This window comes from Arthrobacter globiformis, assembly GCF_046536215.2.
Classification (GTDB): domain Bacteria; phylum Actinomycetota; class Actinomycetes; order Actinomycetales; family Micrococcaceae; genus Arthrobacter; species Arthrobacter globiformis_E.
The window spans coordinates 4,399,974-4,423,858 of sequence record NZ_CM143421.1; the positions used below are offsets into that span (position 1 = coordinate 4,399,974).

Below are 23,885 nucleotides of genomic sequence, written 5' to 3' on the forward strand. Positions count from 1 at the left end.
GGGGCTTAAGTGTCCGCCCGCGCTTCCCTGCGGGCGAGTCGCCTGGCCGCTGAACTCTTGCGCGTCGCGGCCAGCATGTCCGCGGTGAGCACCAGCAGGGCAAGCCACACGACGCCGAAGCCGATCCACCGGGCCGGGGTCATGGCCTCGCCGAACACCACCAGGGCAACGATGAACTGCAGCACCGGTGCGAAGTACTGCAGCAGCCCGATGGTGGTCATGGGCAGCCGGCGGGCAGAAGCGCCGAAGAACACGAGCGGCACGGCCGTGATGACACCCGACGCCAGGAGCAGCCAGAAGTGCCCGGCACCGTGGGTGGTCAGCGAGGCCGTCCCGCTGACCGCGAGGAAAATCATGGTCGCCGCGGCCAGGGGAGTGAGGACGATGGTCTCCACGGTGAGGCTGGTAACGGCGTCGGCCCGCGGGCCCACCCGCTTCTTCACGAAGCCGTACAGGCCGAAACTGACGGCCAGGGTCAGCGCGATCCACGGCAGTTTCCCGTAGGACACGGTCAGCACGCCGACGGCGATGAAACCGATGGCGACGGCGGCCCACTGCAGCGGCCGGAGCGTCTCCTTGAGGACGAACACGCCGAGGAGGACGGAAACCAGCGGGTTAATGAAATAGCCAAGCGAGGTCTCAACCGCCTGTCCCGTGGTGACGCCATAGGTGTACGTCAGCCAGTTCACCGCGATAAGGCCGGCCGCGGCCGCTAGTGTCCAGAACACGGAGCGGTTCCGCAGCGCAGCGCCCAGAACGCGCCACGCCCTGGTCACCGTGATCAGGAGGGCGCAGAAGATCAGGGACCACACCACCCGGTTGGCCACGATTTCCACGGCGCTTGCCGGCTGCAGCACGAAGAAGTACAGCGGAAGCAGCCCCCAGAGGCCGTAAGCGCCGATGCCGAACAGCATTCCCGCCGTCGTCTCTTTGTCCAGCGCCTTGGGTGCGCCAGATGCGCCCGGTGCGCCGGTCGAACCGGTTGCGCCAGCGGCGGCGGGGCCGGTCACACCGGACGGCGCGCCGCCGGAGGTTGGGGCAGCCGGAAGAGTTGAGGAGACGTATCCGTCGGGGTTAGGCACAAGACCCATAACACCATCTTAAGGAGCGGTATTCCGCCTGCCACGGGTCATTGTTTGACTGCCGAAGCAAATTAGTCAGTAGGCTTGCCATTATGAGTACGACTCACCGCCGGGCGAGGACCCGATGAGGCTCCGCCACAGCAACGCTTCCGGCCGCGGATACCGGCGGGTGAAGGCCGGTGCCGGGTTCAGCTACCGGGATTTGGACGGCTCCACGCTGCCGCCCGGTCCGGTCCGGGACCGGCTGGAGGGCATCGGCATTCCGCCGGCCTGGACTGATGTGTGGATAGCGCCCTTCGAGAACGGGCACATCCAGGCGACGGGGCTGGATGCCGTGGGCCGGCGGCAGTACATCTACCATCCGGAGTGGCGCGAACGGAAAGACCGGGTGAAGTTCGACCGCGCGCTCCAGCTCGCCGAGTCGCTGCCCACCGCCCGCCGGCTGGTCACCATGGATCTCAGGTCCGACGGCGTCACCCGCCAGCGCGTTTTGGCCGCGGCTTTCAGGATGCTGGACAGCGGTTCCCTGCGGGTGGGCTCGGAACGGTACACGAACGAAAACGGCAGCCACGGGCTCGCCACCCTGCTCTGCGCCCACGTCCGCGTCCGCAAGGAGTGCCTGCACCTCAGTTTCCCGGCCAAGAGCGGAAAAACCTGGGAGTCGCGCATCGACGACCCGGACCTTGCGCCGCTGGCCCGGGCCCTCAAGCGGCGCGGCGGCAACGCGCGGCTGCTGGCCTACAAGAACGGCAGGGCGTGGCAGCCGCTTACCAGCGCCGACATCAACGGTTACGTCAAGGAACGCACGGGCGACGACTTCACCGCCAAGGACTTCCGCACGCTGCGCGGCACCGCCGCGGCCGCCGTCAGCCTGGCCCGGAGTGGGCCGCAGAAAACCGAGGCGAAGCGGAAGCGTGCCATCAACGTCGCCATGATGGAGGCGGCGGCGGTGCTGGGGAACACGCCGTCGATCGCGCGCAAGAGCTACGTGGACCCGCGGCTGCTGGACCACTTTGCGGCCGGCGAGACCATCGATCCCAAACGGCTGGATTCGGCGGAGTCTGAGCTGCGGGCACTGCTGTACCGGGAGGGCGACGTGGTGGCCCTCCGCAAGAGCGGCTGACTGGTGCGGCTGACGGGTGCCGGCCGGAGCTGCGGCCGCAGGCCGTCACGGACCGCCGTGTGCCGTCACGGGTGGAACGCCCGGCCGGGCGGACAATTAGAATTGAAAACTGCGCGCCGGTGGGGCGCGGTTTCCCGTTCCGGAAGGGCTTACGGTGTCCAACACAGCTGAATCCACGGTTAAGCGCCCGCTCCGCGTCGCGATCGTCGGCGCAGGACCCGCAGGCGTCTACGCCGCGGACATCCTGACCAAGTCCAACGAGGTCAAGGACGGCGACTTCGAGGTCAGCATCGATCTCTTCGAGGCGTACCCGGCACCGTACGGCCTGATCCGCTACGGCGTGGCCCCGGACCATCCGCGCATCAAGGGCATCGTCAACGCCCTGCACAAGGTCCTGGACCGCGGCGACATCCGGTTCCTGGGGAACGTCACCTACGGCCGCGACCTCACGCTCCACGATTTCCGCGCCTTCTACGACGCCGTCATCTTCTCCACCGGCGCCATCAAGGATGCCGACATGGACATCCCCGGCATCGGCCTCGAAGGCTCCTTTGGCGCCGCCGACTTCGTGTCCTGGTACGACGGGCACCCGGACGTTTCCCGCGAATGGCCGCTGGACGCCAAGGAAATCGCGGTCATCGGCAACGGCAACGTGGCCCTCGACGTGGCGCGGATGCTGGTCAAGCACGCCGACGAGCTCCTGGTCACCGAGATCCCGGACAACGTCTACCAGGGCCTGAAGAACTCGCCGGTCACCGACGTCCACGTCTTCGGCCGCCGCGGCCCGGCGCAGGTGAAGTTCACCCCGCTGGAGCTCCGCGAACTCAGCCATGCACGCGACGTCGACATTGTCCTGTACCCGGAGGACTTCGAATTCGACGAGGCCTCCGACGACGCGATCCGCAGCAACAACCAGACCAAGACCATGGTGAACACCATGACCAACTGGCTGGTCGAGGAGCACGCCGAGGCCGAGCAGCCGTCATCGCGCCGCCTGCACCTGCACTTCCTGCACAGCCCGGTGGAGATTTACGACGAGGGCGGGTCCGGCAAGGTGGCCGGCATCAAGTTCGAGCGCATGCAACTGGACGGCACCGGCAACGTCAAGGGCACGGGGGAGTTCATCGACTACCCGGTTCAGGCCGTCTACCGCGCCATCGGCTACCACGGCTCCGCCCTCGACGAACTGGAATACGACGCGAAGCGCGGGGTCATCCCCAACGAGGGCGGCAGGGTCCTCGACGCCGACGGGAACCCTGTCCCCGGCATCTACACCACGGGCTGGATCAAGCGCGGGCCGGTCGGCCTGATCGGGCACACGAAGGGCGACGCCCTGGAGACCATCGGCTTCCTCCTTGAGGACCGGCTCACCCTGCCGCCGGCGCAGAACCCGGACCCGCAGGCGATCATCGACCTGCTCGAGGAGCGCGGCGTCGAGTACACCACGTGGGAAGGCTGGAACAAGCTGAACGCCCACGAGGCAGCGCTCGGAGCATCCTGGACGGAAGCCGCCGAAGCCGACGGCGGTGTGGCGCGCGAACGCATCAAGGTGGTGCCGCGCGAGGAGATGATCCAGATCTCCCGCGCGTAGCTGGCCCAACTAGGTAGCAGCACAGGGCCTTCCCACGCCTGGGAACGCCCTCTACTGCTACCTAGTTGGGTGGACTAGACTTTTGCGCGCAAGCGTTTGGGCAAGTGGGAGTTCGATGAAGAACCTGATCCAGCCGGCGGCACCCGAAAACAGCGATTCGGTGCTGGTGCAGCGCCGCGCCCTGGCCGGCCACGAATTCCTGGGCAGCCACGCGCAGGCCGAAGCGTTCCCCGATGCCGAGGAAATCCCGGGGCTGCGCAGCCTGATCCGCGAATCCTGGCAGCGGTCTGCCAAGCTGCGGGCCAACCCGGACAACCCCGAGGCGCCGCTGGCCATCGCCGCGGACGAGCTGGAGGAATATCGCCGCCAGCACCCGCTCGCCGCGATCATGCCCGTCATCCAGAAGCTCCTCATCCGGCCCAGCCAAGACAGCGGCCTGCTGGTTGCCGTCGGCGACGAGGTAGGCAGGCTGCTCTGGGTGGAAGGCGATACCGGCGTGCGCAGCCGCGCCGAGGGCATGATGTTCGTTCCCGGCGCCGACTGGTCGGAGGCGACGGTGGGAACCAGCGCCCCCGGGACCGCCCTCGCCCTGGGCCGCGGCATCCAGATTTCCGGCGCCGAGCACTACAAACGGTCCGTCCACCCGTGGAGCTGCACGGCGGTGCCGTTCCAGGACCCCGACTCCGGCGCGCTGCTGGGGGTCGTGGACATCACGGGCACGGAGGCAGCCGTGGCGCCACACACGCTCTCGCTCGTGGAGGCCACCGTGGCGGCGGCCCAGGCCCAGTTGCGCGTCGAGCGCCTGCAGCTCGCGGCCGCCCAGGAACGGACCAAAGCACGACGGCGGCACCCGGGTTCCGGGGCAGCCGGCGGTTCCGCACGGGAAGGCAGCCTGTACCGCAACAGCCTGCAGCTGCTGGGCCGCGACCAGGCCCTGCTCAGCATCGAGGGCCGCAGCGTGGTCCTGTCCGCACGGCACAGCGAGATCCTGGCCCTGCTCAGCACCCGCCCGGACGGCCTCAGCGCCGAGGAGCTGAGCGTCCTCCTGTACCCGGGCGACGGCTCCACGATCACCCTGCGCGCCGAGATGGTGCGCCTGCGGAAGGTCCTGCAGCAGCTGAACCAGGCTGCGGTGCCGGAGTCCCGGCCGTACCGGCTGTCCATGGACCTCCTGCCGGACAGCAGCCAGGTGCTCACCTGCCTGCAGCGCGGCGCCCATCGGATCGCCCTGGACATCTACCGCGGCGCCGTCCTGCCCCGCTCGGAGGCGCCCGGCGTCGTCGAGCTCCGGAACCGAGTGGCCGCGCTGCTGCGCGAGGCCGTCCTGACCGACGGCAGCGCGGAGTCGCTGCTCAAATACGCGGATCTGCCGGAGGCAGCGGACGACGCCGGCGTCCGCCGTGCCGCCCTGAAACTCCTGCCGCCGCGCTCACCCAAGCGGGCCGCCGTCGTCGCCGACCTGGAACGGCTGGAAGCCGAACTGGGAGCTTGAGCCGCCTCACCTGCTCCGTGTGACCGCGGGTTAGGTGCATTTCTGCACCGCTTTGCGGGACCGCTGGACACCTGCTCCTTGGAACGGCGCGCCGCCCGGGCATCTCAGGCCGGGGAAGTGGTGCAAATATGCCGGGCTGGGGCGCTGGCAGCGGCAGTGACCTGGCTCACGCGGTTGCAACCTGACTGCAACCTGCCTGCTCCTACGCTCGATGCATCGGCGATCACCACGAGATATCGCCACCGTGTTGCAGAGCAAAGGAGCTAGCAATGACCGTTTACGCACAGCCCGGCACCGAAGGTTCGAAGGTCACGTTCAAGGACCGCTACGAGAACTGGATCGGCGGCGAATGGGTGGCCCCCGTGAAGGGCCAGTACTTCGAAAACATCACCCCGGTCACCGGCAAACCCTTCTGCGAGGTGGCCCGCGGCACCGCCGAGGACATCGAACTCGCCCTCGACGCCGCGCACAAGGTCGCTCCCTCCTGGGGCAAGACCTCGGTAGCCGAACGCGCAGCGGTCCTGAACAGGATCGCCGACCGCATCGACGCCAACGTCGAACTGCTCGCCGTCGCCGAGACCTGGGACAACGGCAAGCCGGTCCGGGAAACCCTCAACGCGGACATTCCGCTGGCCGCGGACCACTTCCGCTACTTCGCCTCCGCCGTCCGGGCCCAGGAGGGCCGGCTATCGCAGCTCGACGACGACACGACCGCCTACCACTTCCACGAACCGCTCGGCGTCGTCGGCCAGATCATCCCGTGGAACTTCCCCATCCTGATGGCCGTCTGGAAGCTGGCGCCGGCACTCGCGGCGGGGAACGCCGTCGTCCTCAAGCCCGCGGAACAGACACCGACGTCGATCCTGGTCCTGATGGAACTGATCAGCGACCTGCTGCCGGCAGGCGTGGTCAACGTGGTCAACGGCTTCGGCGTGGAGGCGGGCAAGCCGCTGGCCTCCAGTCCGCGGATCCGCAAGATCGCCTTCACCGGCGAGACCACCACCGGCCGGCTGATCAGCCAGTACGCCTCGAACAACCTGATCCCCGTGACGCTGGAACTTGGCGGCAAGAGTCCGAACATCTTCTTCAACGACGTCGCCGAGTCCAACGACGCGTTCTACGACAAGGCACTGGAAGGCTTCGCGCTGTTCGCCTTCAACCAGGGCGAAGTCTGCACCTGCCCCTCCCGCGCCCTGGTCCAGGAGGACATCTACGACTCCTTCATGGCCGACGCGCTGGCCCGGACCGCGAAGATCATCCAGGGCAACCCGCTGGACACCGAAACCCAGATCGGTGCCCAGGCCTCCAACGACCAGCTGGAAAAGATCCTCTCCTACATCGACATTGGAAAGCAGGAGGGCGCCAAGGCGCTCACCGGCGGCGCCCGCGCCGAACTGTCCGGGGACCTGGCCGGCGGCTACTACGTCCAGCCGACCATCTTCGAGGGCCACAACCGGATGCGCATCTTCCAGGAGGAGATCTTCGGCCCCGTGGTGTCGGTGACCCGTTTCAGCGACTACAACGACGCGATGGGCATCGCCAACGACACCCTCTACGGCCTCGGCGCCGGCGTCTGGTCCCGCAACGGCAACGTCGCGTACCGGGCAGGCCGCGAAATCCAGGCCGGCCGCGTCTGGGTCAACAACTACCACGCCTACCCGGCCGGCGCCGCGTTCGGCGGCTACAAGTCCTCCGGCATCGGACGCGAGAACCACGCCATGATGCTGGACCACTACCAGCAGACCAAGAACCTCCTGGTCAGCTACAACGAAAACAAGCTCGGCTTCTTCTAAAGGCGACCCCTCAGGAAGGCAGTGCCACCCGTCCCGCACCAGCTAAGAACAACGCTTCAACGACGCAAGGATTTCGCCAATGACGACGACAATGCAAGCAGCCGTAGTATCCGAATTCGCCAAGGACCTCCAGATCCAGGACATTCCCGTCCCCACGCCCGGCCGCGGCCAGGCGCTGGTCAAAGTGATCACCAGCGGTGTCTGCCACACCGACCTCCACGCCGCGGAAGGGGACTGGCCGGTCAAACCGTCGCCCCCCTTCGTGCCCGGCCACGAAGGGGTCGGTGAGGTGGTGGCCCTCGGCGAGGGCGTCACGGACCTCGCCGTGGGTGACCTGGTGGGCAACGCCTGGCTCTGGTCAGCCTGCGGCGACTGCCAGTACTGCCGCACCGGCTGGGAAACGCTGTGCGAGGCCCAGCAGAACGCCGGCTACAGCGTGGACGGCTCCTTCGGCGAGTACATGCTGGTGGACAGCCGGTTCGCCGCCAGGATTCCGAAGGGCTCGGATCCCGTGGAGGTGGCCCCGGTGCTCTGCGCCGGCGTCACTGTCTACAAGGGACTGAAAATGACCGAAGCCAAACCGGGGGAGTGGGTCACCATCTCCGGCATCGGCGGCCTCGGGCACATCGCCGTCCAGTACGCTGTCGCCATGGGACTGCGCGTCGCCGCCGTGGACATCGCGGACGACAAACTCGCCCTGGCCAAAAAGCACGGTGCCGAACTGACCGTGAACGCGCTCCACGAGGATCCGGCGGAAGTCATCCAGCGGGAAACCGGCGGCTGCCACGGAGTGCTGGTCACTGCGGTGCACCCGTCGGCCTTCGGCCAGGCCATCGGCATGGCCCGCCGCGGCGGCACCATTGTGTTCAACGGCCTGCCGCCCGGCGACTTCCCCGCACCAATCTTCGAGATTGTGCTCAAGGGCCTGACCGTCCGCGGCTCCATCGTGGGGACACGGCAAGACCTGGAGGAAGCACTGGACTTCTACGCGCAGGGCAAGATCCACCCCACCGTCTCCACCCGGGAACTCTCGGAAGTCAACGCGGTCTTTGACGAAATGAAGCACGCCAAGATCGACGGCCGCGTGGTGCTGAGGTTCTGATGCCCGAAGCCAGGCTCGACGCCGCCGTGACGCTGCCCGGGGAGAGCTTCTCCCGGGTGGCGCTCACCGCCGAGGCACTGGGGCTGCTGCGGAAGCTCTGGGCGCAGCACGGCCCGCTCATGTTCCACCAGTCCGGAGGCTGCTGCGACGGTTCCGCGCCCATGTGCTACCCGTCCGGTGACTTCCTCACCGGGGAGTCGGATGTGCTGCTGGGGAGGTTTGATATCTCCGCGGACGACGGCGGGGAGTCCGGTCCCGCGGACGACGCCGGCTCCCGCGGTGCTCACGGGGGCGGCCAGCCGCTGGAGTTCTGGATGTCCAGGGAACAGTTCGGCTACTGGAGCCACACCCACCTGACGGTGGATGTGGTGCAGGGCCGGGGGAGCGGGTTTTCCGTCGAGGCGCCGGAAGGCAAGCGCTTCCTGATCCGCTCCGCGCTCATGGACTGGCCGGTGTAAACCGGCGGATTTTCGCACCGAAAGTCCAGGTTTAATGCTGCACAGGCGGGGTCACAGGTTAGCGGCCCCGCCTGTGTGTTGCCTGTTAATACACTGATTGAAAACCCCCAATTTGGGTGGCTCAAGCCGCCAAATAGCTCCGGTTCGGCTACTTCCACAAGGTTTTCACGGGCACGGCCCCGGACGATGGCACGGTCATAACCCTCCTAGCGGCAGGTGTGCCATGAATGTCTCAGCATGGAAGTCAGAAGGGGGAGCGGATCAAAGCCGATCCGTTTCACCCGCCGATCCACCCACAAACCGGCGTCAACGACGCAAAAAGCACCGCAAGCAGTCCATCTCCTTCAGGACGGTGGCAGCAGCAACAACACTGATGATGCCGATCGCCATGGGTTTGCCCGTCGTGGCAGCCAACGCGGTTCAGGCACCTGTGGGGGAGGGATTCACCATCACCCCCTCCGATCTCTCATTCATCCTGAAGCAGATCAAGATCGCCGAGGCCCACGTGGCCAACACGACCTCGGCCACCGGCCCCTGCGGCGCGCTGATCGGGACCGGCCCCAACCAAATCCCCAGCCCCCTGGTCTCCCAGGGTCTCCGGACGGTGGACGGGTCATGCAACAACCTCCAAGCGGGCCAGGAAACGTTCGGCGCAGCCGACCAGAAGTTCCCGCGCCTGACAACACCATCGTTTAAGGATGCTGAGAACTCGCCTCCCGCATTCGGTCCTTCCCAGCCGACGTCGTATGCGCAGAAGAAAGGCAACGTCTTCGACTCCGAGCCCCGCGTGATCAGCAACCTGATCGTGGACCAGACCTCAACCAACCCGGCGGCAGTCGCCGCGGCTGGCAACCCGGTCCGGACCCAGGGCAACGAGGGCGTCGTTCCCTGCACGACCGACCCGGATCCGCTGGCCACCCCGCCGGTGGCAGGCGTTCCCGCCGGCTGCGTGCCGTCCCACAGCACGCTGTTCATCGAGAACGTGACCACCGACGTCGGGCTTTCCCCGCCCTACAACTCGATGTTCACGCTGTTCGGACAGTTCTTTGACCACGGCGTTGACCAGACCGTCAAGAGCGGCGGAACAGTCTTTGTTCCGCTGAAGGATGACGACCCCCTGATCGCGGGTCCGGACCACGTCCTCGGCAACGGTGACGACCTCGATCCGAACCTGCGCTTCATGGTGCTGACCCGCGGACAGAACCAGCCCGGTCCGGACGGCATTCTCGGAGACAAACCAGACACGGCCGTCGATGAAAGCGCCGACGACGTCCAGGACGCGAACAACACGGACTCGCCCTGGGTCGACCAGAGCCAGACCTACACCTCGCACTCTTCACACCAGGTGTTCCTCCGCGAGTATGTCGACAACACCGACGGCAAGCCCGTCGCCACGGGCAAGCTGCTCGGCGGACCTGCCGGGCCCACCGCGGGCGGCATGGCCACCTGGGCCACCACCAAGGCCCAGGCCTCAGCTCTTCTCGGCATTCAACTGCTGGACAAGGACGTCCTGAATGTCCCGATGGTCGCCGCAGACCCGTACGGCAAGTTCATCCCCGGCCCGCTGCGCGGACTGCCGCAGTTCGTGACCGACACCGGACTCGTGGAAGCCGACCGCGCCGACAACGGCGGACTGGGCACACTGGTGCCGGCGAACGTCAAGTACTTCGACACCCCGTTCCTGACGGACATTGCCCACAATGCGGACCCGAGCCCGCAGGACACCGACCACAACCCGGCCACGCCGAAGGTGACCCCCGCGAAGGATGCGGACACCACCCCCTCGGCCGATTTTGCCAGCCAGACGCCGGGCACCTACGACGACGAGATGCTGGACGCGCACTTCATCGCCGGTGACGGCCGTGTCAACGAAAACATCGGCCTGACCGCAATCCACCAGATCTTCCACTCGGAGCACGACCGGCTCGTCGGCAGTGACGTTGATCCGGCCGTGGGCAGCATCAAGAACGTCCTGCTGAACGACACCTCGGCAAGCGGCGTCGCCGCACTCGCCGAATGGAAGCTGGCCTCCGGCGCCAACGGCTGGAACGGTGAGCGGCTCTTCCAGGCCGCCCGCTTCATCACGGAGATGGAATACCAGCACCTCGTCTTCGAGGAATTCGCCCGGAAGGTTCAGCCGGCGATCAACCCCTTCGAACCGTTTGCCTTCACCCAGACGGAACTCAACCCCGCGGTCAAGGCTGAATTCGCGCACGCCGTCTACCGCTTCGGCCACTCCATGCTGACCGAAACGATCTCGCGCCGGAATGAGGATGGGGCCGGCCCCGACACGGTGTTCGGCACGTCCGACGACACCCGGGGCAGCCAGAATGACATCTCTCTGCTCGACGGCTTCCTCAACCCGCCGGAGTACACCAACGGTGGCCCTGCCGGGCCGCTGACCTCGGAAGAGGCCGCCGGAAGCATCATCATGGGAATGTCGGACCAGGCCGGCAACGAACTCGATGAGTTCGTGACCGACACGCTCCGCAACAACCTCCTGGGCCTGCCCCTGGACCTTCCCACGATCAACATGACGCGCGCCCGTTCTGAAGGCATCCCGCGGCTGAACGTCCTGCGCCGGGAGATCTTCAACAAGACGAATGACGGCCAGCTGACGCCTTACACCAGCTGGGTCGACTACGGCGAGAACCTCAAGCACCCCGAGTCGCTGGTTAACTTCGTAGCCGCCTACGGCCTGCACCCGTCCATCACCGGCGCAACCACGCTGGCGGCCAAGCGGGAGGCTGCACGCCTGATCGTCAGCCCCTCGGCCGGCGACGTTCCGCCGGCAGACGCCGCGGCGTTCATGAACAGCACGGACGCCTGGGCGAACAATGGCGCCAGCTCGATCACCGGCCTCGACAACGTGGACCTGTGGGTCGGCGGCCTCGCGGAGCAGACGGTTGTCTTCGGTGGCCTGCTGGGCAGCACGTTCAACTACGTGTTTGAAAACCAACTGACGGATCTGCAGAACGGTGACCGCCTGTACTACCTGGCGCGCACCCCAGGCATGAACCTGAGGGCGCAACTGGAAGGCAACTCGTTCGCCGAACTGATGATGCGCAACACGAACGTGAAGAGCCTGAAGGCGGATGCCTTCGCCACGTCGGACTGCAAGTTCGAATTGAAGAAGCTGGCAGGCACGACTGCCGGCTTTGCAGCCAACGGCAACACCGTGTTGGACGACCCGGACTCAGAATGCAATGAGTCGGCCGTTCTGATCCGCATGGCCGACGGCACGATCAAGTACCGGGCCAGGAACACGGTTGACCCCTCAGGCATCAACGGCCAGAGCGTCTACAACGGCACCGCCGGCGTGGACCGGATCTTTGGTGGAAACGACAGCGACACCTTCTGGGGCGGTGAAGGCAACGACATCATCGAAGGTGGTGACGGAGCCGACGTCGCACTCGGTGGCGATGGCGATGACATCATCACCGACCTCGCCGGTGACGACGTCCCGAAGGGCGGGCCGGGCAACGACGCGATCGACGCCGGTCCGGGCCTGGACATCATCATGGCAGGCGATGGAAAGGACTTCACGAACGGCGGAGCCAACGCCAACGAAACCTTCGGTGGAACCGGCGACGACTTCATCATGCTCGGCCAGAGCCTTGACGCCGCATTCGGCGACAGCGGCGACGACTGGGAAGAAGGTGGCGACCAGCCCGACCTGATGCAGGGTGACAGCGGCAACCTGTTCTTCCTGGACGATTCCCAGAAGCCGGGCCACGACATCCTCGTCGGCCAGGGCGGCGACGACGACTACGACATGGAGGGTGGCGACGACATCGGCGTCGGCGGTCCTGGCATCGAGAAAGTCGCTGGAGCTTCCGGTTACGACTGGGAGACCGGCCAGGGAGACCCGCAGGCACAGGACCTGGACCTCGCTCTGCCGCTTGTCCCGCTTGACATCCTGACCGTTGACGTCCGCGACAAGTTCAACGAACTTGAGGCCGCCTCCGGCTGGAAATTCGATGACAAGATCCGCGGCGATGACGTCGTTCCCAGCGCAGTCGGGGGCGGCGGGTTCATCGGCTGCAACGTTCTGGATCAGGCCGGCGTGGACCGGATCGCCGGACTTGGCGACCTGGTGACGACCTTCCCGACACTGACGTCAGACGTGGTGGCCGCCTCGGCCTCCAAGGATTGCCCGCTTCTCACCGGCACGAACGTCTGGGGTGAAGGCAACATCCTCCTCGGCGGCAGCGGCAGCGACCTTCTCGAGGGTCGCGGCGCCAACGACATCATCGACGGCGACCGGTACCTCGGTGTCCGGCTGAGCGTCCGCACCAACGCGGCAGATCCGGCAACCGAGATCGGCAGCGCCGGCATTGAAGCGCCGGGGCAGAGCGCCATGAACAGCCGGTATCTGAAGGACGCCAACGGCAACCTGACGGGACCGACGCTCCAGGAAGCTGTCTTCGCAGGAACGGTGAACCCGGGCAACATCGTGGCGGTCCGCGAGATCCTCACGGGCTCCGGCGGCACCGACTCGGCAGTGTTCACCGGACCGGAGGCCGACTACACGGTCACCACGACCGGCGGCGACGGCACCCTTGGCTCCCCGGGATCCACCACCACGGTCACCGACAACGTGGGCACCGACGGCACCGATACTGTGCGTAACGTCGAACGGCTCGTGTTTGCCGACACTGTTGCTCCTGCTGCACCCGTAATCGGTGCCGCAACGGCCGGCAACGGCCAGGCAACGGTCAACTTCACCCCGGCAGCAGGCGGCATCGCCACCAGCTTCGAGGTGCGGGTTGTCAACGCGGCCGGAACCCAGATAGGCGCACTGCAGACCGCAGACGCCGGTGCCACCAGCCTGGTGGTGACAGGTCTGGCCAATGGAACCCCCGTCCGGTTCCAGGTACGTGCACTGAACGCAATCGGCACCAGCGCGTTCTCGGCACTGTCCAACACGGTCACTCCAGCAGCTCCTGTCCTCGCCAGCGCACCGGCGATCGGCACGGCAACCGCGGGCAATGCCCAGGCCACCGTGAGGTGGACCGCCCCTGCGGCGGTCCCCAGCGCGCCGGTCACCCAGTTCCGGGTCCGGGTCTTCGTTGGAACGGCCACCACGCCGACCCGCGAAGAGATCGTCGGAAACGTGACGAACACGGCGATCACCGGACTGATCAACGGCACCGGCTACACGTTCGATGTCTCGGCGATCAACACGGCAGGCACGGGTGCACCTTCGGCCCGCAGCGCCCTGGTTACGCCGCGGACCGAGTTCGTGGCACCGACCGTCACAGCCAGGACGCCCGCCTCGGGCGCCACGTCCGTCAGCCAGACGAACAACCTGTCGGTGACGTTCAGTGAGCCGGTGGCGAATGTCACCACGGGCACCGTGGTGCTGCGGCTCGGCACCACCGTCATCCCCGCCTCGGTCACGTACAACAACGCGACCCGGACGGCGACGGTGAACCCCACGGCCAACCTGCTGGCTGACCGCACCTACTCGCTGGCTGTCTCCTCAGTCCGCGACACCGCCGGCAACACCATCGCGTTCACGTCATGGCAGTTCACCACCGGTCCTGCTCCGACGGTTGTGTCCGTTACCCCCGCTATCGGCGCCACCAACGCGAGCCGCACGGCGAACGTCCTGGTCCGCTACAGCGAGCCCGTGACGAACGTGAACACCGGAACCGTGGTGCTTCGCCGCGGCGGCCTGACCGGCCCGGTCGTGACGGCAACCGTGACGTACAACGCCGCGAACCGGACGGCGACGCTGAACCCGTCGGCAACGCTGGCGGCCAACACCACCTACACCGTGGCCACGTCCTCGGTCCGGGACCTGGCGGGCAACCCGCTGGCCTTCCGGACCTGGACGTTCAGGACAGGTACCAGGTAATCCAGTTGGGGGCTGGCGGCCCAGGCAGGGGTCGCCAGCCTTCCCACAGGGACCCACGCCCGGCCCTCCACACCGCGCAGCCGCAGCGCGGAGGAGGGCCGGGCGTGGTTTTTCGTGTAGACCGTCTCATTATTTGGGACAAATGTGGCCGTCCACTGGATGGACACTACACTTGATAGGTCTGTTTCCATCCCCTATCAGGACTGTGGACTTCCAATGAACCTTTTCCGGACCAAATCCATCGAGCAGTCAATTGCCGACGCCGATGAGCCCGGACGCAAGCTGAAGCGCTCCCTGAGCACCTGGGACCTCATGATCATGGGTGTCGCTGTTGCCGTCGGTGCCGGCATCTTCTCCGTGGGTGCCAAGGCCGCCGCGAACTTCGCCGGCCCCGCCGTCACCATCTCCTTCCTGGTCGCCGCCATCACCTGTGCCCTGGCGATCATGTGCTACGCCGAGTTCGCCACCGCCATCCCGGTGGCAGGCTCCGCCTACGTTTTCACCTACGCCACCATGGGCGAGGTTCTGGCCTGGATCATCGGCTGGAACCTCATCCTGGAACTCTTCACGGCGGCCGCGGTGATCGCCAAGTACTGGGGCATCTACCTCAGCAAGGTCTTCGCCCTCATGGGCGTGGAAATGCCCCCTGCCATCTCGATCGGCGGCGTTGACCTGTACTGGGGTGCGTTCCTCATCGTGGCCGTCTTCACCGTCCTGCTGGTGCTCGGGACCAAGCTGTCCGCCCGCGTCGGCAACATCTTCACGCTGATCAAGATCGGCGTGGTGGTGTTCGTCATCATCGTGGGCTTCAGCTACGTGAAGTTCTCCAACTACACCCCCTTCGTCCCGGCTTCCGAACCGACGGCCAACGCCGGTGCGGCCGACGTCATGAAGCAGTCGTTCTTCGGCTTCCTCACCGGCGCCGCCCCCGCACAGTACGGCACCCTGGGCATCTTCGCCGGCGCGGCGCTGGTGTTCTTCGCCTTCATCGGCTTCGACGTGGTGGCTACTTCCGCGGAAGAGGTCAAGAACCCGCAGAAGACGCTGCCCCGCGGCATCTTCGGCGGCCTTGCCCTGGTGACTCTGCTCTACATCCTGGTGTCCCTCGCCCTGACCGGTATGGTCTCCTACACGCAGCTCGCCGAGGCGGAGGCCCCCACGCTCACCACCGCCTTCGAGGCTGTGGGCAACACCGACGCCGCGAAGGTGATTGCCTTCGGGTCCCTCGTAGGCCTGACCACCGTGATCATGGTGCTGCTCATGGGCCTGGCCCGCGTGGTGCTGGCCATGAGCCGCGACGGTCTGCTGCCGCGCTCCCTGTCCAAGACCAGTGAAAAGCGTTCGACGCCGGCCCGCCTGCAGATCATCTGCGGCGCCGCCGTTGCGCTGGTTGCCGGGCTCACGAACGTGGACCTGCTCGAGGAAATGATCAACATCGGCACCCTGTCCGCGTTCGTGATGGTCAGCCTGGGCATCCTCGTGCTGCGCAAGAAGCGCCCCGACCTGAAGCCGGCCTTCCGGGTCCCGTTCGGCAAGGTGCTTCCCGTCGTGTCCGCGGTGCTGTGCCTGTACCTGATGACCAACCTCGCCGTGGAGACCTGGATCTTCTTCGGCATGTGGCTGGTGGTGGGCATTGCCATCTACTTCGCCTACGGGCAGCGGCACTCCCGCCTCAACGAGAAGTTCGCCGGGGCCAAGGCTGCCGTGGACGGCACTGCCGGCGGCCTCGACGACCGGGACGACGACGCGCTGACCAAGGTCTAGTCCGTCCGGGTCTGGTCCGGCCTGGTCCAGCCCGTCCGGGTCTGGGCCGTCCGGGTCCAGCCTGACCCGATCCGCGTGGGTGACCGCCCGCTGGTGGTTCTGTTACGGGGCGGCATGCCGTCCCACCCAGTCCACCAGCGGGCGGAGCTGTTCCCAACGGGCGGCAATCTCGCGTTCCGCGTCCGCTGAGCCGAGCCATGCGGGCTCCCCGAGGGTGACACCGGCGGAGAGCGACTTGTGCTTCAGCAGCTCGGCGCGGGGATGGTCCTTCGGAAAGCCCCGCGGCACGGTCTTCAGTTTTTCGCCCTCGATGGCGAACCCTGCCGCCGCGACCGCATCCACGATGTGCTGCAGCTGTTCGCCGGTGCTTCCCGCGTCCACCGAATTCCGGTAGCGGACCAGCTGCGCGGGTGTATGCGAGTGGTAGCCGCCGCCGACCAGCAGGCCGTCGGCGCTGATCTGGAGGTAGTAGCCCACGCCCTCCTGGTACGAGGCGAAGGCGCCCTGGGCGGTCTTGTACGGTGACTTGTCCGGGGAGAAGCGGACGTCACGGTGGGGCCGGAAGATCTTGGCCGGACCAAAGCGCGGCTCAAGGTCCGCGAGGAGTGCCTGGAGCGGTGCTTTGACGGAATCCTGGTAGACCGCGGAGTGGGCCTGCCACCAGTCGCGGTTGTTGTTCTCCTCCAGCTCAGCGTAGAACTTCGTTGCCGCGGCGGGGATGCCCTCGAATGTGCTCATGGTTGAAGCCTAGGGTTTGCCGGGTCCTCCGGCCATGGCGGATCCGCCTATGTGGAAAAGCGCGCCGGCGTGGAACGTCCGCTTCCGTGGAAGCTCCCGGCTCCCGGCTCCCGGCAGGCGATGACCGGCCGCCGGCTATCTGCAGGCGGTGATGCGGTACAGCGTCCTGCCCCCTGCAGAAGCCACTTTTTCAAAACCCTGCTCCGTGGGGACGTTGTAGAAGCCCGGCCACCGGCCCAGGCTGGTACTGCCGTGCGACGCCCCGGGGGCATCCTCGTAGAAGTGGGTGGCACCGACCGTGCGCACCGCTTCACAGATCCTCGGGTCGGTCGCGAGCCGCTTAAAGCCGGTGCGCAGCAGTTCCTTGGCCGCACTGCCGGCCGTTGGTGCGCCCAGCTGGGTGTAGACGACGTGCCGCCCGGTCAGCGCATAGAAGTAGGTCTCGCCGTTGAAGGGGTCCCCTATCACCACTGCATCTGCCGGCAGCATGGCGCCGGCCCGCTCAACAAAAGCCTGTTCCCCGCTGGACAGCACACCGGCCCCCGGCTTGCTCGAGACAACGTAGTTCTGTGCGGCCACCGCCACACGTTCCACCGACCGGTAGTTCCCGGACCCGGCGTAAAGCGCGCCGGTGACGGCGGCAACGGCCACGGTGAAGAGGATGGCGGGGACCGGCCACCGGACCGCGGTGCCGGCCCGCGGCACCCGGGCAGACAGGCGGAGCGCTGCCCGCACCACGGCGCCCGTCACGACGGCAACGGCCAGGGCCGCCAGGAGGCTCCCTGTCATGGCGATGAACGGCGCAATCCGCTGCGTGTCCTTGTACCAAACGCCGGTCAGCCACCGCAGCCCGTTTTCGGGTCCCGCTGCGAGCACATAAAGCCCCACGAACGCCAGCCAGGCGAGGGCGAGCGGCCTCGCCTCCCGGACACCAATGGCCAGCACCGCACCGGCAATCACCAACACGCCCACCGCCACATTGAAATCGTCCGGTGCCGGCGGGGACAGCGCCGGGAAGCGGGGCAGATCGAAGAAGGCAAGCTTCAGGGAATCCGGGACCACGGCCCGCACAGCCCGCCGGTAGGCCATGACACCTGCCAGGAGGCGCGAGTTGGCCAGCACAGACCATGCCGCTGCGGCGAGAACGGCCGCGGCCAGCACAGCCCCGAGCGTGGGCACGGGACGGCGCCGCACCCCGCGTACCAGCATGGGCAGGAACCGGGCAGCGACAAAGGGCAGAAGCGCCACGGCGGTGGCAAACAGGGCACTGGGGTGCGCCGCCGTGCAGCCGCCGAGGAGTGCCAGAAGGATGGCGGCCAGGAGGATGCTTTCCCGACGCGGCGTTTCTGCGCGTGCGGCGGACGTCAGGCGGCGCAGCAACAGGACAGCCACGGCCAGGGTGGCCGGCACCAGGGCGGTGGCCAGGCCGTTGGGCCACTGGCCGCTGCGGAGGAGCTGGGAGAAGGGGAAGCTGACGAAGGAGGCCGCAATCAGCGGCGTCAGCGCCCACGCCGCGGGGTGCCGCGGCAGCACGGCCGTCGCCAGAAAGGCCAGGCCGGCCGGCCAGATCAGGCCGCCGATGACGATCGAGGACAGGTTTGCCGCTTCCGGCACACTGCCCGGTATGAGGGCCACGGCGCTGTGCCATCCCGCGGGGTAGTAGGTGGCGGGGCCTGCCCCGAAAATGGGGGCGATGCTCCACGGCGTGGCCTTGCCGGATTCCTGGATCCACCGGAGTGCGTTCAGGTGGAAGATCGGGTCCCAGCCTTGCGAGGCGGTGGCGGGGTCCCCCATTCCGCGGAGGATGGCCACGCAGGTCACCGCGGAGCCGATGGCAACCCCGGCGGCCACCGCCAGGGCCGCGGGCCGGCCCAGGTTTTCAGGCCACAGCGGCTTTCCAAAGGCGAACCGCCTGCCGGCGAGCCAGGCGCCAAGGACCAGCGGCAGGGCAGCCAGCGCGGCCGTCGCGCCGTTCCACGGCAGGCCGGCGGCGGCAGCCGCGAAGCTGCCGGCCAGGTACATCAGGAGGGTGACGGCCGGACTGAGCCCAATGGCCGCCAGAAAGCCGGGCTTGAACGGCAACAGGACCAGGAGGCCGGGCAGGAAGAATGCTGCGGTGAGGAACAGGACGGTCGGGGCCGAGGAAGCCAGTCCGATAAGCAGATCAAGCATGGTTTGGTTCAGAACGCTCCGGGCCGGATCTTGCTCCTCCGCGGGGCGGTGAGTGCCTTGTTGAGGAGCTTCGCCGTCAGCGACCCGGCCGTCAGTCCCGCGGAGGCGGACTGGCCCGGCAGCGGCGGATAGATGCTGGCTGCCTCCGCGCGCTTGCGTGCCACGAGGTCCGGCAGGTCGTCGCGCAGCCGGCCCCGGTGCTCGGGGATGCCGGGATTGTCGCCGTCAAGCGCGAGCGACCAGCCACTGCCGAGGGAGGCCAGCGACTCATGCTTGACGTCGTAGTACCCCTTCTTCATTCCGACGGCGAGGCCCCGTGCCCCCGCCGCCGCTGCCAGCAGGTGGAAGTGGAAGCGGCTGGTCACCCAGGTCTGGCTGGCGGACAGCGGCAGGCCATGGGCCCAGATGTGGACGAACGGCAGGAACCGTTCTTCCGGAATGAGGTCCGCCAGCTGTTCGTAGGCGACGCGGTCGGCGCCGGGGATGGCTTCCACGTAGTAGGCGTTGGTTCCCCGGCTGGCGGCCTTTTCGACGGCGGCCCTGGCCAGTTCCACGGCCGTCCCGAAGCGCTCGGGGTCGGCAGTATCGCTTTGGATGCAGACGTAGAGGCCGGGTTCGGCGGTGGAGCGAGCGATTTCGGCGGTGACGCCGAGGAAGGCATCGTCGAGTTCCTGGCTGATGCCGTAGGCCTGGGCGCCGGCTTCGTCCCGGGCGGCAGCGTGCGCGAAGTCCTGGAACAGGGGCATCTCGGCGGGGGCCGACGTCAGTTCGGGCATGAGGCCCTGGCCGGTGGCGATCAGGCGGGCACCGGTGAGTGAGTGCACGGCACGCATGGCCAGCACGAGTCCGGCGTGGTGGGACCAGGTCTCGTTGATGAAGCCGCCGCCGATGAGGTGAAGGGACTCGGCTTCACGCAGCTTGAGGAGGCCAAGATCGTAGGAGGGGGAGCCTAGTCCGGTGACCCGTGCCCTGATGGTCTCCGCTGCGTCCTCCAGCGGCACCTCAGCGGTCTCATGGACCAGCCGCCACAGGGTGTTGGTGACGCGCAGGCGCGGATGCAGGCCGTCGAAAAGGACCTGCGCCAGGCCGGGCTGGGGGCAGTCCAGCCAGACGTCGGCGTCGGGCCGCACCTCGGCAAGATACCTCAGCCACGCGGCGGCGATGAACTCGTCGCCGAAATTGGGGTTGCCCGAAGGGCCGATCAGATAAAGGGGACCCGACTGCATGCTGTTGACTATATCTTCCTGCGAACGTGGAGCCCGCCTCGGCGACGTATGGTTGCGGCCGGCTCAACCGGCGTGAACCCGGACGCAGGGAACCCCGCCCCGACTGTGAACGGGTCACGTTGCCGGAGCGGGGTTCCTGTTGCTGTCTGGTGCTGCTAGCCGATCTTGTTGGCGGCCTCAGCGTCGGAGAGCGGTGCTGCGCCGAGGTTGGCGCGGAGCTTGGCGCCGAGTTCGGCGTCAACGTTGGTCCAGTACTGGATGGCGCGTTCCTTGATGTCGGCACGCTTTACGCCGCCCACGGCACCGGTGATGGTGTCCAGGAAACGGGCCTTCTCGCCGTCGTTGTAAACCTCGCGGTACAGTGCACCGGCCTGGACGAAGTCGCCGTCCTCGGCGTGCAGGGAGTGCGCGGCGTGCGTCAGCGCGCCGTCGTTCTCCCAGCCGCCGCCCACAACGTCCGTGTCAACGGCAGCAGGGCCGCCGAAGGTGTTCGGTGCGTAGACCGGCACGGAGGGAGCGTTGAACAGGAACCGTCCCGCGCCGTCCTGGCTGTAGTTGTTGACCTGGTTCTTCGGCTGGTTCACCGGGATCTGGGCGTGGTTGGTGCCCACGCGGTAGCGGTGAGCGTCGGCGTAGGAGAAGATGCGGGCCTGGAGCATCTTGTCCGGGGACGCGGCGATGCCGGGCACGAAGTTCGACGGCGCAAAGGTGGCCTGCTCGATCTGCGCGAAGTAGTTCTCCGGGTTCCGGTTCAGCTCCATGGTGCCGACCTTGATCAGCGGGTAGTCCGCGTGCGGCCAGACCTTGGTCAGGTCGAACGGGTTGAACCGGTAGGTCTTGGCGTCCTCGTACGGCATGACCTGGACGTGCAGGTCCCAGGAAGGCAGGTTGCCGGCTTCGATGTTCTCGTGCAGGTCGCGGATGTAGAAGTCCGCGTCCGAGCCGGCGAGGGCCTCGGCCTGTTCGCCGGTGATGTTCTTCACGCCCTGGTTGGAGTGGAAGTGGTACTTGACCCAGAAGCGCTCGCCCTCGGCGTTGATCCACTGGTAGGTGTGCGAGCCGTAGCCCTGCATTTCGCGCCAGGACGCGGGCAGGCCGCGGTCACCCATCAGCCAGGTGACCTGGTGTGCGGACTCGGGGGACAGGGTCCAGAAGTCCCACTGCATGTCGGCGTCACGCAGGTGCGTGCCCGGCAGGCGCTTCTGGGAGTGGATGAAGTCCGGGAACTTGATGCCGTCGCGGATGAAGAACACCGGGGTGTTGTTGCCCACGAGGTCGTAGTTGCCCTCGGAGGTGTAGAACTTCACGGCGAAACCGCGGGGGTCGCGCCAGGTGTCGGGGGAGCCGTTCTCGCCTGCGACGGAGGAGAAACGGATCAGCATCTCGGTCTCGACGCCGGGCTGCAGGAATGCGGCCTTGGTGTACTTGGAGATGTCCTCGGTGGCCTTGAACGTACCGAATGCGCCGCCGCCCTTGGCGTGCACCACGCGCTCCGGAACCCGCTCGCGGTTGAACTGGGCGAGCTTTTCCACCAGGTAGTGGTCCGTGAGGATGATCGCGCCGTCAGCGCCGACAGCCTTGGAATGCGCGTCGGACGTGACCGGCGCGCCCGACTGGGTCGTTGAAATGGCAGTCATTGTTCTCCTTATTACTTAATTACTTGTCATTGACGTTTGCAGGAAGTTTTTGGGCCCGTTGGCACTCTCCGCAGATCCCCTGGTACATGACATCCGCGATCTGGATGGTCATGGGGTGGGAATCCTCGCTCCAATGCGGGGTTAGGCACGGAGCATGGCCGACAGCGCAGTCGACATCCTCCACCCGGCCGCAGCTGATGCAGATCGCGTGGTGATGGTTGTCACCCACCCGCGTCTCATACAGCGCCGGGGAATGCGGAGGTTCGAACCGGCGCAGCATATGCAGGTCGGTCAGATCACCCAGCACCACATACACGGACTGCGCCGTCAGTTCCGGCAGCTCCTCGCGGGCAGCCGCAAGGATGTTTTCCGCCGGGGAGTGCGGGTGATGCTCGACGGCGGCCAGGACCGCCAACCGCTGCTTGGTCACCCGGCGGCCGTGGGCGCGCAGGGCCGCGGCCCATGCTTCGTGGCTATCCGGGTGATCGGTCATGACTCCATTGAATCACTTATTTTGACTAGATCACAATAAGGCTGGGCTAAGTTCCTGCTGAGGCTAGAGTTGCCGGGTGGGAAAACTTCTGGCTGACATCACTCCGCTGCGCGAAAGCCCCGAATTCCGGCGGCTTTGGCTGGGGTCGGCGGTCTCCAACGTGGGCAGCCAGCTCACCCTCGTCGCGGTCGGCCTCGAGGTGTACCGGCTGACCCAGGACAGCCTGTACGTCGGGCTCCTCAGTATCTTTGCGCTCGTTCCGCTGGTGCTGGGCGGCCTGCTGGGCGGCTCCATCGCCGACTCCCATGACCGCCGCACGGTGGCGCTGCTGTCCTCCGCGGTGCTGTGGCTGACCACCGGCGGACTCGCCCTCCAGGCATGGCTGGAAGTGGGCAATGTGTGGCTGCTGTACGCCCTGGTGGCCGTGCAAAGCGGTGCCCAGGCGATCAACCAGCCCGCACGCAGCGCCATCATCCCCGCGCTGCTTCGCAAGGAGCTCCTGCCGGCCGCCAACGCACTGAACATGGTGACGTTCGGCCTGGGCATGACGGCGGGGCCGCTGTTCGCGGGTGTCCTGGTGGCCAGCGTCGGGTTCGGGTGGACGTACACGCTCGACGTCGTCAGCTTCGTTTTCGCCTTCTGGGCCCTGCTGAAGCTTCCGCCCATGCCGCCCGGCGAACAGGCGGGCCGGGCCGGGATGCGCTCCGTGGTGGAGGGCTTCCGCTTCCTGGGCACGCGCCCCAACCTGCGGATGACGTTCATCCTCGATCTCATCGCGATGATCCTGGCCCAGCCGCGGGCGCTCCTTCCGGCCATCGGCGCCCTCATGATCGGCGGCGGGGAAACGACGGTGGGCATCCTGCTGGCGGCCGTGGCAGTGGGGGCCTTCCTCGCCGGCCTCTTCTCCGGCCCGCTCGGCACCGTGCGCCGGCAGGGCACCGCCGTCGTGTGGTCGGTCATGGGCTGGGGCGCCTCGTTCGCGGCGTTCGGCCTCGTGGTGGTGCTGGCCGGGCGGTCCGGCTCCGGCGGGGTGACGTTCTGGCTGATCCCGGCGGCCCTCTGCTGCGCGCTGGCGGGAATTGCCGACTCGGTGAGTGCCGTCTTCCGCACCACCATCCTGCAGGCAGCCACCCCGGACCACCTACGCGGCCGGCTGCAGGGGGTCTTTATTGTGGTGGTGGCCGGCGGCCCGCGGCTGGGCGACATGCTGGCAGGCGGCGGCACTAAAATTCTTAGTGAGGGCTGGGTCCTGCTGCTGGGCGGCCTCCTGTGCATCGTGGTGGCCTGGCTGGTGGCGCGGTGGCAATCCGGCTTCCTGAAATACGACGCGCGGAATCCCGTTCCGTAGCGG

At 67.1% G+C, this 23,885-nt stretch carries 15 protein-coding genes; 9 read left to right on the plus strand and 6 right to left on the minus strand.

All coding sequences use genetic code 11. From position 1 onward, the window contains the following. Nucleotides 1-5: 5 nt before the first annotated feature. Nucleotides 6-1,091, minus strand: a complete 1,086-nt coding sequence (gene rarD / locus R5O87_RS19940; protein WP_410554908.1) for an EamA family transporter RarD — start codon at nt 1,089-1,091, stop codon at nt 6-8. 115 nt (nt 1,092-1,206) lie between these two features. On the opposite strand from rarD, the gene R5O87_RS19945 reads away from it, so the two are divergent. The 8 genes from R5O87_RS19945 to R5O87_RS19980 all read left to right on the plus strand — a co-directional run bounded on the left by R5O87_RS19945 (nt 1,207) and on the right by R5O87_RS19980 (nt 16,268). Continuing rightward, nucleotides 1,207-2,205, plus strand: coding sequence for a DNA topoisomerase IB (locus tag R5O87_RS19945; protein ID WP_410554907.1), 999 nt, complete (start codon nt 1,207-1,209; stop codon nt 2,203-2,205). 154 nt (nt 2,206-2,359) lie between these two features. Next, nucleotides 2,360-3,796 (plus strand): FAD-dependent oxidoreductase, encoded by a 1,437-nt coding sequence (locus R5O87_RS19950; protein WP_410554906.1) that lies wholly within the window; start codon nt 2,360-2,362, stop codon nt 3,794-3,796. A 115-nt stretch (nt 3,797-3,911) separates the two neighbouring features. Beyond that, nucleotides 3,912-5,288: a GAF domain-containing protein gene (locus tag R5O87_RS19955; protein WP_410554905.1), complete on the plus strand. Its 1,377-nt coding sequence runs from the start codon at nt 3,912-3,914 to the stop codon at nt 5,286-5,288. Between the two features lie 269 nt (nt 5,289-5,557). Then, the gene (gene exaC / locus R5O87_RS19960) at nt 5,558-7,081 is read left to right on the plus strand and encodes an acetaldehyde dehydrogenase ExaC (RefSeq protein ID WP_410554904.1); all 1,524 of its coding nucleotides are present in this window, start codon (nt 5,558-5,560) and stop codon (nt 7,079-7,081) included. A 79-nt stretch (nt 7,082-7,160) separates the two neighbouring features. Beyond that, nucleotides 7,161-8,183, plus strand: a complete 1,023-nt coding sequence (adhP, locus tag R5O87_RS19965; protein WP_410554903.1) for an alcohol dehydrogenase AdhP — start codon at nt 7,161-7,163, stop codon at nt 8,181-8,183. Continuing rightward, entirely contained in the window at nt 8,183-8,641 is a 459-nt protein-coding gene (locus R5O87_RS19970) for a DUF779 domain-containing protein (protein WP_410554902.1), read from the plus strand. Before adhP ends, R5O87_RS19970 begins: the two co-directional genes overlap by 1 nt. Nucleotides 8,642-8,993: 352 nt before the next feature. Then, complete coding sequence (locus R5O87_RS19975) at nt 8,994-14,504, plus strand: peroxidase family protein (protein ID WP_410554901.1); 5,511 nt, start codon at nt 8,994-8,996, stop codon at nt 14,502-14,504. A 216-nt stretch (nt 14,505-14,720) separates the two neighbouring features. Beyond that, the gene (locus R5O87_RS19980; RefSeq protein ID WP_410554900.1) at nt 14,721-16,268 is read left to right on the plus strand and encodes an APC family permease; all 1,548 of its coding nucleotides are present in this window, start codon (nt 14,721-14,723) and stop codon (nt 16,266-16,268) included. A gap of 102 nt (nt 16,269-16,370) precedes the next feature. On the opposite strand, the gene R5O87_RS19985 is transcribed toward R5O87_RS19980, so the two are convergent. The 5 genes from R5O87_RS19985 to R5O87_RS20005 all read right to left on the minus strand — a co-directional run bounded on the left by R5O87_RS19985 (nt 16,371) and on the right by R5O87_RS20005 (nt 22,534). Further along, nucleotides 16,371-17,006, minus strand: coding sequence for a DUF2461 domain-containing protein (locus R5O87_RS19985; protein ID WP_410554899.1), 636 nt, complete (start codon nt 17,004-17,006; stop codon nt 16,371-16,373). Between the two features lie 135 nt (nt 17,007-17,141). Then, entirely contained in the window at nt 17,142-19,178 is a 2,037-nt protein-coding gene (locus R5O87_RS19990) for a DUF6541 family protein (protein WP_410554898.1), read from the minus strand. A gap of 8 nt (nt 19,179-19,186) precedes the next feature. Then, nucleotides 19,187-20,404, minus strand: coding sequence for a polysaccharide pyruvyl transferase family protein (locus tag R5O87_RS19995; RefSeq protein WP_410554897.1), 1,218 nt, complete (start codon nt 20,402-20,404; stop codon nt 19,187-19,189). Between the two features lie 155 nt (nt 20,405-20,559). Continuing rightward, on the minus strand, nt 20,560-22,041 hold the full coding sequence (locus R5O87_RS20000) for a catalase (RefSeq protein WP_410554896.1): 1,482 nt from the start codon (nt 22,039-22,041) through the stop codon (nt 20,560-20,562). Between the two features lie 19 nt (nt 22,042-22,060). Next, nucleotides 22,061-22,534: a Fur family transcriptional regulator gene (locus tag R5O87_RS20005; protein WP_410554895.1), complete on the minus strand. Its 474-nt coding sequence runs from the start codon at nt 22,532-22,534 to the stop codon at nt 22,061-22,063. 76 nt (nt 22,535-22,610) lie between these two features. Between R5O87_RS20005 and R5O87_RS20010 the strand changes: the two genes are divergently transcribed. Then, nucleotides 22,611-23,882 (plus strand): MFS transporter, encoded by a 1,272-nt coding sequence (locus R5O87_RS20010; protein WP_410554894.1) that lies wholly within the window; start codon nt 22,611-22,613, stop codon nt 23,880-23,882. The last annotated feature ends 3 nt before the right edge of the window (nt 23,883-23,885 follow it).

What these genes read in the sequence shown, in the direction of transcription:
- rarD (WP_410554908.1), bottom strand. Translation starts at nt 1,091, where the DNA reads ATGGGTCTTGTGCCTAACCCCGACGGATACGTCTCCTCAACTCTTCCG.
- R5O87_RS19945 (WP_410554907.1), top strand. Translation starts at nt 1,207, where the DNA reads ATGAGGCTCCGCCACAGCAACGCTTCCGGCCGCGGATACCGGCGGGTG.
- R5O87_RS19955 (WP_410554905.1), top strand. Translation starts at nt 3,912, where the DNA reads ATGAAGAACCTGATCCAGCCGGCGGCACCCGAAAACAGCGATTCGGTG.
- exaC (WP_410554904.1), top strand. Translation starts at nt 5,558, where the DNA reads ATGACCGTTTACGCACAGCCCGGCACCGAAGGTTCGAAGGTCACGTTC.
- adhP (WP_410554903.1), top strand. Translation starts at nt 7,161, where the DNA reads ATGACGACGACAATGCAAGCAGCCGTAGTATCCGAATTCGCCAAGGAC.
- R5O87_RS19970 (WP_410554902.1), top strand. Translation starts at nt 8,183, where the DNA reads ATGCCCGAAGCCAGGCTCGACGCCGCCGTGACGCTGCCCGGGGAGAGC.
- R5O87_RS19980 (WP_410554900.1), top strand. Translation starts at nt 14,721, where the DNA reads ATGAACCTTTTCCGGACCAAATCCATCGAGCAGTCAATTGCCGACGCC.
- R5O87_RS19985 (WP_410554899.1), bottom strand. Translation starts at nt 17,006, where the DNA reads ATGAGCACATTCGAGGGCATCCCCGCCGCGGCAACGAAGTTCTACGCT.
- R5O87_RS19990 (WP_410554898.1), bottom strand. Translation starts at nt 19,178, where the DNA reads ATGCTTGATCTGCTTATCGGACTGGCTTCCTCGGCCCCGACCGTCCTG.
- R5O87_RS19995 (WP_410554897.1), bottom strand. Translation starts at nt 20,404, where the DNA reads ATGCAGTCGGGTCCCCTTTATCTGATCGGCCCTTCGGGCAACCCCAAT.
- R5O87_RS20000 (WP_410554896.1), bottom strand. Translation starts at nt 22,041, where the DNA reads ATGACTGCCATTTCAACGACCCAGTCGGGCGCGCCGGTCACGTCCGAC.
- R5O87_RS20005 (WP_410554895.1), bottom strand. Translation starts at nt 22,534, where the DNA reads ATGACCGATCACCCGGATAGCCACGAAGCATGGGCCGCGGCCCTGCGC.